The 10155-nt window shown below is 72.1% G+C and carries 9 protein-coding genes and 1 pseudogene; 4 read left to right on the forward strand and 6 right to left on the reverse strand.

The genetic code is table 11. The features are described from left to right. Nucleotides 1-96: 96 nt before the first annotated feature. Nucleotides 97-1110 (forward strand): NADP-dependent oxidoreductase, encoded by a 1014-nt coding sequence (locus AB0H81_RS25560; RefSeq protein WP_358379340.1) that lies wholly within the window; start codon nt 97-99, stop codon nt 1108-1110. 8 nt (nt 1111-1118) lie between these two features. Here AB0H81_RS25560 and AB0H81_RS25565 read toward each other — a convergent pair whose 3' ends face one another. Together AB0H81_RS25565 and AB0H81_RS25570 are read right to left on the reverse strand one after the other, a co-directional pair. Then, nucleotides 1119-3182, reverse strand: coding sequence for a cellulose binding domain-containing protein (locus AB0H81_RS25565; RefSeq protein WP_358379342.1), 2064 nt, complete (start codon nt 3180-3182; stop codon nt 1119-1121). Between the two features lie 176 nt (nt 3183-3358). Further along, nucleotides 3359-3472, reverse strand: a pseudogene (locus tag AB0H81_RS25570) (DNA-binding response regulator); the annotation flags it as partial. A gap of 175 nt (nt 3473-3647) precedes the next feature. On the opposite strand from AB0H81_RS25570, the gene AB0H81_RS25575 reads away from it, so the two are divergent. Next, entirely contained in the window at nt 3648-4115 is a 468-nt protein-coding gene (locus AB0H81_RS25575; protein WP_358379345.1) for a hypothetical protein, read from the forward strand. 12 nt (nt 4116-4127) lie between these two features. Here the strand turns inward: AB0H81_RS25575 and AB0H81_RS25580 are convergent, their stop codons facing one another. From AB0H81_RS25580 to AB0H81_RS25590, 3 genes are all read right to left on the reverse strand, one after another. Then, nucleotides 4128-4526, reverse strand: coding sequence for a hypothetical protein (locus AB0H81_RS25580; protein ID WP_358379348.1), 399 nt, complete (start codon nt 4524-4526; stop codon nt 4128-4130). 104 nt (nt 4527-4630) lie between these two features. Continuing rightward, nucleotides 4631-5833, reverse strand: coding sequence for a low temperature requirement protein A (locus AB0H81_RS25585; protein WP_358379351.1), 1203 nt, complete (start codon nt 5831-5833; stop codon nt 4631-4633). Nucleotides 5834-5893: 60 nt separating this feature from the next. Further along, nucleotides 5894-6850 carry an acyl-CoA desaturase gene (locus AB0H81_RS25590; RefSeq protein ID WP_358379354.1) on the reverse strand — a complete coding sequence of 319 codons (957 nt, stop codon included), beginning with the start codon at nt 6848-6850 and terminating at the stop codon, nt 5894-5896. 217 nt (nt 6851-7067) lie between these two features. Here AB0H81_RS25590 and AB0H81_RS25595 point away from each other — a divergent pair, with 217 nt between their 5' ends. Both AB0H81_RS25595 and AB0H81_RS25600 read left to right on the forward strand, forming a co-directional pair. Then, on the forward strand, nt 7068-8375 hold the full coding sequence (locus AB0H81_RS25595; RefSeq protein WP_358379357.1) for a cytochrome P450: 1308 nt from the start codon (nt 7068-7070) through the stop codon (nt 8373-8375). Continuing rightward, on the forward strand, nt 8372-9946 hold the full coding sequence (locus AB0H81_RS25600; RefSeq protein ID WP_358379360.1) for a peroxidase family protein: 1575 nt from the start codon (nt 8372-8374) through the stop codon (nt 9944-9946). Before AB0H81_RS25595 ends, AB0H81_RS25600 begins: the two co-directional genes overlap by 4 nt. Here the strand turns inward: AB0H81_RS25600 and AB0H81_RS25605 are convergent. Further along, the coding region (locus tag AB0H81_RS25605; protein WP_358379363.1) for a hypothetical protein at nt 9918-10155 on the reverse strand (238 nt) is incomplete at its 5' end. The two genes, AB0H81_RS25600 and AB0H81_RS25605, sit on opposite strands and share 29 nt — an antisense overlap.

Below are 10155 nucleotides of genomic sequence, written 5' to 3' on the forward strand. Positions count from 1 at the left end.
TAGAACGTAGTTCTGTCCGATGGGCCGCGTCAATGATCGCCCAGGCCAACCCCCAAACTGGACATAAAGGTATAAATCGGAATGTGGAGGTCTGTCATGCCGGTGACCAGCCGTGAGGTCCACCTGATCGCCCGCCCCGTCGGCGAGCCGGAGCCCACCGACTTCTCTCTCGTCGAGACGGCGCTGCCCGACCCGGGAGACGGGCAGATCCTGGTGCGCAACGACTGGCTGTCCGTCGACCCCTACATGCGCGGCCGGATGAACGACGTCAAGTCGTACGTCCCGCCGTTCCGGCTCGGCGCGCCCATGGACGGCGGCGCCGTCGGCACCGTCATCGCCTCCAACGCCGCGAACGTGCCGGTCGGCGCGACCGTGCTGCACTTCCGCGGCTGGCGCGACCACGCGGTCCTCGACGCCTCCGCCGCACAGGTCGTGGACACCGCGATCGCGCCGGCGCGGACCTACCTCGGCGCGCTCGGCATGGTCGGGCTCACGGCCTACGCCGGGCTCAAGGAGGTGGCCCCGGTCAAGGAGGGCGACGTCGTGTTCGTCTCGGGCGCGGCCGGGGCCGTCGGCATCGTCGCCGCGCGGGTGGCCCGGCACCTGGGCGCGGTCAGGGTCATCGGCTCCGCCGGCGGGCCGGAGAAGGCCAGGCGCGTGGTGGAGGAGTTCGGCTACGACGCCGCGATCGACTACCGTGCCGGTGACCTGGGCGGCCAGCTCGCCGCCGCCGCGCCCGACGGCATCGACGTCTACTTCGACAACGTCGGCGGCGACCACCTGCAGGCGGCCCTCGACGCGCTCAACACCTTCGGACGGGTCGCGCTCTGCGGGGCCATCTCCCAGTACAACGCCACCGAGCCCGTCCCCGGCCCCACCAACCTCTTCCTGGCCGTGGGCAAGCGGCTGACGCTGCGCGGATTCATCGTCGGCGACCATCAGCACCTGGCCGCCGAGTACGCCCGGCTCGCCGCCTCCTGGCTCCGCGACGGAACCCTGCGCACCCAGGAGACGATCGTCGACGGCCTCGACAACGCCGTCGACGCCTTCCTCGGCCTCCTCCGCGGAGCGAACACCGGCAAGATGCTCATCCGCCTCGGAGACACCTGAGGGGGAGGTCAGGGCGTGTGGCAGACCGTGCCGTTCAGGGTGAAGACCGGCGGCAGGATGTTCGGGCCCGTGTACCCGGCCACGAAGCCCACGCTCACGCTTCCCCCGCGCGCCGCGAGACGGCCGTTCGAGCTCAGGCTGGTGGCCTTGACCGTGCGGCCGTTCTGCTCCCAGGTCGCGTTCCAGCCGCCGTTCATCCGCTGCCACGCCGTCGGCCAGTCGAACGTGAGAGTCCACCCGTCGATCGCGTCCGGCCCGGTGTTGGTGATGTCCACGCCCGCGACGTAGCCGTTGCCCCAGTCGCCGTTGCCGTTGAACCTGACCGTGCACGTGCTCGTGGCCGGGCTTCCGGTGACGAACGTGAGAGGCGGCGAGGGCTGGCTCACCTTGCCCGCCGTGTCGCGGGCCAGCACGTTGACCGTGTAGCGGGTGCCCGGGGTGAGGTTCGCGACGGTGAACGACGTGCCGGTGGTCTCACCGAGCTGCTCGTCGATCGCGCCGTTCTGCCGGTGGAGCTCGTACTTGGCGACGGGGTTCCCGCCCGCGGCGGCGGCCGGCCAGGAGAGGGTGGCCGTGCGGTCGGTGACGGCGGACGCGGCAGGCCGGCCGGGCGCTCCCGGCGCCCCGGTGACCTGGTTCGCCGGGTGCAGCACGAGCGTGGTCAGCGAGTACGGCGGCAGCGTCTGGCTCTTCGCCGTGCCCGTCTGGGCGGTGGTGACGCCGGTGCCGCCGTTGACGTACGAGTGGACGGCCGGCGCGTCGGTGGCCGGGGTGTAGCCGGTGTACGCGATGGCGGCCGTGCGGGCGTTGTCCGGGTCCTTGTTCACCAGCAGCACGGCCAGGTCGCCGTTGGGGCGGCGCGCGGCGTGCGCGGTGACCAGCGGATCGTCGGTGCCGGCCCGCACGAACCGGTCGCCGGGCCGGACGAAGGCGTTCATCATGGCCAGGCCGTGGTACGGCGCGAACGGCGTGTTCAGCGGCGGCTCGCAGGTCGTGCCGTCGGCCAGGCAGGTGCCGCTGGACAGCAGGCCGAAGTCGCCGTAGTCGGTCTGGCCCGCGACCGTCGAGACCGTGCCGATGCCGTTGTGCACGTTCCACCACTGGACCGTGAAGACGCCGTTCTCCAGCAGCCCGCTGTAGGCGTCGGCGAGGAACAGCGCGCCCGGCTGGGTGTTCGGGCCGACGCCCACGTTCGTCTCGGTCAGGCTGATGCCGATGCGGCCGGCGTCCGCGGGGGCGTACCGGGCGATCTGCTCCCGCGCCATGTACACCGCGTCCGCGATCTGCTCCGGCCTGGCCAGCGACTCCGCGGCGGTGCTCCCGCCGGGGTACCAGTGCAGGTCCACGAAGTCGATCTTCGATCCGGCGACGGTCAGCACGGTCTGGTTCCACGTGGCGGGGTCGCCGCCGGCCACGATCCCGTCCGGCCAGTTGCCCGGCATGGTGAGCACCGCGCCGACCTTGATGCCGGGGTCCACGGCCTTCATCGCGTCGGCGAACGCGACCACGCCGTTGGCGTACGCCGTGGGGCTCTTGTCCGGGTGGTTGTCGGCCTCCCATTCGGCGCCGTAGTGGCCGTTGCCGTAGTTCTCGTTGCCGACCGTCCAGTACGTGACCCCGTACTTCTTGGTGACGTTGGCGGAGCGGACCCAGTCGGCCGCCTCCTCCGGGGTGCCGGTGCCGTAGTTGGCGATGATCATGGGCTGGGCGCCGGTCCGCTTCACGGCGGCCATGAAGGTGTCGAAGTCGGTGTCCGGGGCGACGTAGCCGCCGGGCGCGGTGTGGTCCTTCCAGTGGTAGATGTCGCCGTAGGAACCGCCCGGGTACCGGATCATCCGCACGCCCGCGTTCTTCAGCAGGTCGGACACCGCGGTGGTGCCCAGCTCCTTGTCCCAGATCGCGTCGTTGATCCCCAGCCCGGTGTCGGGCATGGTCGCGAGGCCCGCGTTGGCGTTCACGGTGACCTTCACCGGCGTCTCGGCGCTGCTCGCCGCGGATGTGCCCGGCCCGGCGAGGACGAGTGCGCCCAGGAGCGTCGCCGAGGCGGCGGCGCGGAGTCGGTGTGTCCGCATGGGGGTCCAATCGACGCGCGGTGATCGAGGTGGCCTCATGCTGGGTTCGCCCCGGCCACCTGTAAAGGATCACCGCGACCCGGGCCCGGCACCTGGGAGAAGCCGCCGGTAGACGCCGGAGACCGCGGGTCCGGACGTGAAAGTTTCACCCCGCGCCGTGGGGCGTCTTCATCGGAGTCCATGACGGTGCCGCCGTCGGCGACCCGCCGCAGCGCGTCGACGAACTCGCTCACCCGGCTCACCCCGTCCTTGAGGAGGTAGCCGACGCCGCCGCGTCCATCGGAGATCAGCGCTGTGCGCCGGGTCCTCCGCAAGGGCGACATCGCCAAGCCGCTGACCTTCGCCTTCAATTCCTCCGCATGCGCGGTGGTCCGAACCTGCCGCCACCTCGCAAGCCGGTTGAAAGCGGTACGACGGACATTGCGGTCAGTCACGAGAGGTCAGTCACGAGAGAGGAACTCTCCGATGTCGATCGCGCGTCCCCTGGTCGCCCTGTCCGGTCTCGCCGCCGCCCTCATCGCCTTCACCCCCGCCGCGCAGGCCGCCACGGCCACCGCCTGGGGCCCCTACTACGCCCCGGGCCACGCGGCCAAGGCCGCCGGAACCCTGACCGCCTCGGGAGAGGACCACGCCGACATCCCGGCCGCCGGCGTCGTCAAGGTCGGCGGAACGGTCCAGGACAACACCCGGTCCAAGGGGACCTGCGGCTGGGCCGTCTTCCGCGTCACGTACCGGGACTCCTCGAACAACCTGCCGTTCATGCACCACAGCTTCCGCGACTGCTCGTACGGGAGCCCGAAGCGGTTCTCCTTCAGCCACCACGACGTCTACCAGGTCGAGCTGAAGGTCTGCGCGCAGCCCAAGAGCGCCACCAAGCCCTCGAACACCTGCCTGTACGCGGGCACCTGGAAGGTTCTCTACCTGTCGAAGTAGGACGCCGCCGGCTCAGCCCGTCAGGGAGTGGACGGCGCGGAACTCCGTCACAATGAACTCGTCCACGATGTGCCGGTTCTGCACCAGGAACCCGACCAGGCCCGCCACCGCCTCCACTCCCTGAGCCGCCCGGACCTGCCCGGTCAGGAGAAAGATCAGCGGAGTGGACGGCTGGTCGAGCGCGAAGTGGTGGCCGTGGCGGTGCACGTCGTGCAGGGCCCTGATCGGGATCGGCCGGGCGGAGGTGAACCACACCGCCACCTCCCACACCGGCAACGCCGCGTCGGCCTCCGCCGCGGCCTCGTAGCACGTCACACAGCCCTGACCGGCATGCCGGCCGTGAGGACAGGTCCAGCGGTCGGCCTCCGCCTGCGGCTGGGGGCGGGCGCCGAGGATGGCCGACTCGGTCACGCGGCGGCGTACCGGCCGGGCCGGGGATGACGCGACGTGTTCGCTGATGAGGAACTCCTTCGCGTCGCAGGCCGTACGGCCACCATACGCCCGGGACGGGAGATCTATGCGGATCTCGGTGCGACGGCGGCGGCGATCAGCAGGACGCAGACGCCCGCGATCGCCGCCACCACCCCGGCCACGCCGATCGGCGCCGCCGCGAGCGGCAGCAGCAGGACGGCGGCGACCCCGCCCAGCAGCAAGGCGGGACGGACGACCGGCCGGTCCGCGATCGCCGCGTGGACCAGCCACAGCAGGACGAGGAACACGCCGACCGGGACCGCCACGGCGTAGCAGATCGTCAGGGGCGAGGCCGCGACGTGGTGCCCGGTCTGCTCGACCGCGACCTCCAGGCCGGCGCCCAGAGCCGCGAGGGCCGCGAACACGCCGTAGTGCCCGTACCCCCACCGGAACGAGCGATGGCGGCGGTCGCTGAGCCCTTCACCCGCCGGCGCGAGGAAGTACAGCCACCACAGGGCGAACAGCAGGACCAGACCCGAGACGGCGATGATCACCAGGGAGCCGCCGACCTCGGTCGACTCCAGCGCCGCCGTGACACCCCGGGTCACGGCGAGCACGCTCTCGCCGAGCAGGATGATCGTGAACAGCCCGTAGCGCTCGGCGATGTGGTGCGGATGCCAGGTGGTGGACCGGCTCCGCTCCGCCCACCACGGCACCATGAGCTCCAGGGCGGCCAGGGCGGCGAAGGACGGCACCCGGGCGGCCGGAGGCAGGGCGTCCGACTCCGCGAGCACCAGGCGGAGCACCCAGCCCACCTGCACCGCGGTGATTCCGGTCGCGTAACGCAGCGCGGTACGCCGGCCCGCCGGATCCTCCACGCCGGCCCGCACCCACTGCGCGACCAGGGCGATCCGCATGATGAGGTAGCCGATCGTGACGACCCGGTAGTCGGCCTCTGCCGCCGCGGCCGGCACGCCGGCGGCGAGGACCAGCACGCCGCCCATCTGCAGCATGGTCAGCAGCCGGTAGGCGATGTCGTCGGTGTCGTACGACGAGGCGAACCAGGTGAAGTTCATCCACGCCCACCAGATCGCGAAGAAGACCTGGAGGAACAGGACGAGCCCGGTCAGAGCGTGACCGGCGGCGACGTCGTGCGCGAACTGGGCGGTGGCCGCCGCGACCGCCACCACGAACGTGAGGTCGAACAGCAGCTCGAGCTGGCTGGAGACGCGGTGCGGCTCGTCGACCGCCCGCGCGCTCATCGGGATGCGGAGCCTCGTGCCCGGCGGTCGCATGGGAGATGACACGCCTCCGACGATATTTCGCCGCCGCCGTCACGGGCACAGGGCCCCCGGGCGGCGGGCGCGTCAGCCGGGTGAGGCGTCGCGGTCCGCGAGCCGCGCCCTCAGGCGGGCCGGGTCGGGCCAGTGCACGCCGTACGCCCAGCCGGCCCGCTCGAACCAGCGGATCAGCCGCGCGCTCGGGTCGACCTGCCCCCGGAGCACCCCGTGCCGGGCGCAGGTCGGCTCCACGTGGTGCCAGTTGTGCCAGCCCTCGCCGAGGGTCAGCAGCGCCACCCACCACACGTTCGACGAGCGGTCACGCGTGCGGAACGGGCGGTCGCCGAAAGTGTGGGCGACGGAGTTCACCGACCACGTGACGTGGTGGACCACGGCGTAACGGACCAGCCCGCCCCAGAACAAGGCCGTCCACGCGCCCGCCCACGACCATGACCACAGCCCGCCCACGAGGGCCGGCAGGGCGAACGACAGCGCCGCGACGGCCGGGTAGGCGGCGTCGAACCGGCGCACGTCCGGGTCGGCCAGCAGGTCGGGCACCCAGTGCCGGCGGCTGGAGCGCTGACGGGCGGTGTAGAACCAGCCGACGTGGGCGTGGGCCATGCCGCGCAGCAGGGCCCAGCCGTCGTCGCCGTAGCGCCACGGGGAGTGCGGGTCGCCCTCGCGGTCGGCGTACTTGTGGTGCCGCCGGTGCTCGGCCGTCCACAGCGTGACCGGGCCCTCGACCGCCATGCCGCCCGCCAGCATGAGCGCGACGCGCAGCGGCCGGCGGCACCTGAAGGCCCGATGGGTGAACAGCCGGTGATAGCCGATGGCGATCCCGAAGATGCTGACGAGGTACATCGCCACCGCGATGACGAGGTCGCGCGGCCCGATGCCCCACCCCCACACGGCGGGCACGGCGAGGGCCAGCAGCAGCACGGGGAGCACGACGAGGACGACCAGATAGACGGTGCGGCGGCCGGTGGTGACCGTCACCGTCTCCGCCGTGCCCGAGCCCGGCTGGGGGATGGCCGACGAGGTCACGCTACCTCCCGTGATCGGCGAAGGGGATGCGGCCCCCCATTCAAAGGCCGCGTCCCCGGACCACGGCAATGGCCGTGAAGTGACGACATCGTCACTGTGAGGAATCAAAACACTGCGTACCGTAGCCCTGAGCCGACGCCCCGTCCCTGTCTAGATTGTGGCTACACAACGTGATGATCTCTGTTCGCTCCGGCTTCATTACGGAAGGGGCCACGGCATGGGCGCTGCCGGTCAGACGACCACGGGCGGCTATCTCGACCGATACGACGAGGCGCTGGCCCGCGACCCGATGTCCGCGTTCGGCCTCGTCCGGGAATGGATGCGCACCGACTGGCGCGGCCTGTTCGCCGAGCTGCGCGAGCGGCGCCCCGTCTTCGTCACGCCCGCCTTCACGGTGGTGACCCGCTTCGCCGACGTCACCGAGGTGCTCTCCCACGAGTCGGTCTTCTCGGTACGCGCCTTCGGCCCGCGCCTCGACGCCGCCCTGGGCGGCCCGTTCATGCTGGGCCGCGACGCCACGGCGATGAACTGGCGCGACCGGGGCCTGATGCAGGTCATGCTCGACCCGCGCGACACGGCCGGGGTGCGCGAGCTGGCCGGGCGCGTCGCCGACGAGGCGCTCGACGCCGCCTGGCCGCGGGGCCGCATCGAGGCCGTCCACGCGCTGTTCCGCCACGTCGCGCTGGAGGTCTGCGCGACGTACTTCGGCTTCCCCGGCCCGGACCGGCAGACCCTGTCGCGGTGGACGCGGGCGATCGTCACCGACGGCTTCGCCAACTTCTCCGGCGACCCGGAGGTCCAGGCCGCGTCGGTGCGAGCGGGCGCGGACATGACGGCGTACCTGCGGGATCGGCTCGCCGAGCTGCGGGCCGCCGGGCGAGCCGGGGAGGAGCCGCCCGGCCACGTGTTCGCCCGGCTCGCCGGCACCGTCCTGCCCGCCGGGATCGGCGTGGACGACGAGCGGATCGTGATCAACATGGCCGGCCTGCCGCTGGGGTTCGTGGAGAGCGCCCCCGGCGCCATGGCCGAGGCGGTCGAGCAGCTCCTGCTGCGCCCCGAGGTGCTGGCGGGGGCCGTCGAGGCCGCCGCCGAGCCCGATCCCGCCCGCTTCGACGCCTACGTGTGGGAGGCGTTGCGGTTCAACCCGTTCTTCAAGCTGCTTCCCCGGCTGTGCGAGCGCGACCACGTCCTGGCCGCCGGCACTCCGCGGGCCACGCTGATCCCCGCGGGCACGTTCGTGCTCGCCGCACCGGCCTCGGCCATGTTCGACGCGGACGTGCTGCCCGAGCCCGACGAGTTCCGGCTCGACCGGCCCGGCCACCACCATCTGTTCTTCGGTCACGGCCACCACGCCTGCCTCGGCGTCCATCCCGCGAGAGGCGTCATCTGCGAGGTCGTACGCCGCCTGCTGCTGCGCCCCGGCGTACGCCTGCTCCCGCCGCCGGAAGGGCGGGTCGTCCGCTCCCAGGGGATCTTCCCCGACCGGTTCGTCCTCGGTCTCGGCGCCGAGGGGGAGCAGGCATGACGGGCGCGCGCAGCATCGCCGTCGACGGGGCCGTCAACCGGCTCAGGTTCCTGGCGCTGACCAACGGCCGGCCGTTCTGGGACCTCGCGCAGGCCGTCCCGCCGCTGCGGCGCCGCCTCAACGCCTCGCTGATCGACCACGCGATCCGCGAGATGCCCCCACGGCCGGAGCCGCTGAGCACGATGGCCGGCTACACGTCCTGGGCATCGCTGACCGACCGCACCTACAGCGGCAGGCACCTGCCCCCGCACACCGCGGCCGAGGACGGCCGGCCCACCCCCGAGCGGGCCGCCGAGCTGTTCACCCGCGGCGAGGCCATGATCCCGTGCCCGCGCTCCACGGTGCTGTTCGCCTACTTCGCCCAGTGGTTCACCGACGGCTTCCTGCGCGGCGACGTCAACGTCCCGCGCGACCCGCGCAAGAACAGCTCCAACCACCACATCGACCTCAACCAGCTCTACGGCCTGCACCCGGAGGCGACGGCGGCGCTGCGCGCGTTCGACGGCGGGCTGCTCAAGAGCCAGGTCCTCAACGGCGGCGAGTTCCCTCCCCACCTGTGCGAGAACGGCAAGATCAAGCCGGAGTTCGCCCCGCTGAGCGTGATCCGCTTCGACGAGCTCACCGACGCCCAGCGCGACACGCTGTTCGCGACCGGCAGCGACCGGGGCAACATCCAGATCGGCTTCACCATGCTCACGGTGCTGTTCCTGCGCGAGCACAACAGGGTGGCCCGGCTGCTCGCCGAGGCCCATCCGCGCTGGGACGACGAGCGGCTGTTCCAGACGGCCCGCAACATCCTCATCGTGCTGCTCATCAAGCTGGTGGTCGAGGAGTACATCAACCACATCACCCCCTACCACTTCCGCTTCACCCTCGACCCGCGGCTTTCGGCGTTGCTGGCCCGCGCGCCCTGGCACCGCGAGAACTGGGCGTCGGTCGAGTTCAACCTCGTCTACCGCTGGCACGGCCTGATCCCCTCGCGGCTCTCGGTGGGCGGCCGCGAACTGCCGATGGCCGACACGCTCCTGGGCGGCGCGCTGATCCCCGAGCCGGGCCTCGGGCGCCTGTTCGAGGACGCCTCCCGCCAGCGCGCCGGCCGGATCGGCCTGTTCAACACCGACCCTCTCCTCCGCGAGGTGGACGCGGCCAGCATCGCCGACTCCCGGGCCCTCGCCCTGGCCCCCTACAACAGCTACCGCGAGCACTGCCGCTTCCCCCGGGTGCGCCGCTTCGAGCACGTCACCGGCGACCGGCGGGTCAGCGGCGCGCTGCGGGAGCTCTACCGCGGCGTGGACGACCTCGACCTGTACGTGGGCCTGTTCGCCGAGGAGCCCGGCTGTCCCGACGCCATCCTGCCGCCGCTCCTCACGAAGATCATCGCCATCGACGCCTTCTCCCAGGCGCTGACCAACCCGCTGCTGGCGCCGCGGGTGTTCAACGCCGCCACCTTCTCGCCGACCGGCATGCGGATCATCGCGACCACGAGGAGGTTGGCGGACGTCGTACGCCGCAACACCCCGGAGGACCAGCGTCCCCGCTTCGTCAGCATGACCCGCGGCGCCGGTCGGTGAGCGGCGAGACTACCCCGACCGCGGAGCCGTCACGTGGATCGGCGGGCGGCTCGGTGAGCGGCGAGAACACGCCGACCGCGGAGCCGCTGCGCGTCGCGGCTCGCGAGCTGGTCGACATCGGGGTCACGATCCGCGCGCCGAGCTCAACGGCCGCGCCAACCGGCTCGCCCGGTGGTTGCGGCACATCGGCGTCGAACGTGGCCAGCCTG

Source organism: Nonomuraea sp. NPDC050691, from assembly GCF_040654455.1.
Lineage (GTDB): Bacteria > Actinomycetota > Actinomycetes > Streptosporangiales > Streptosporangiaceae > Nonomuraea.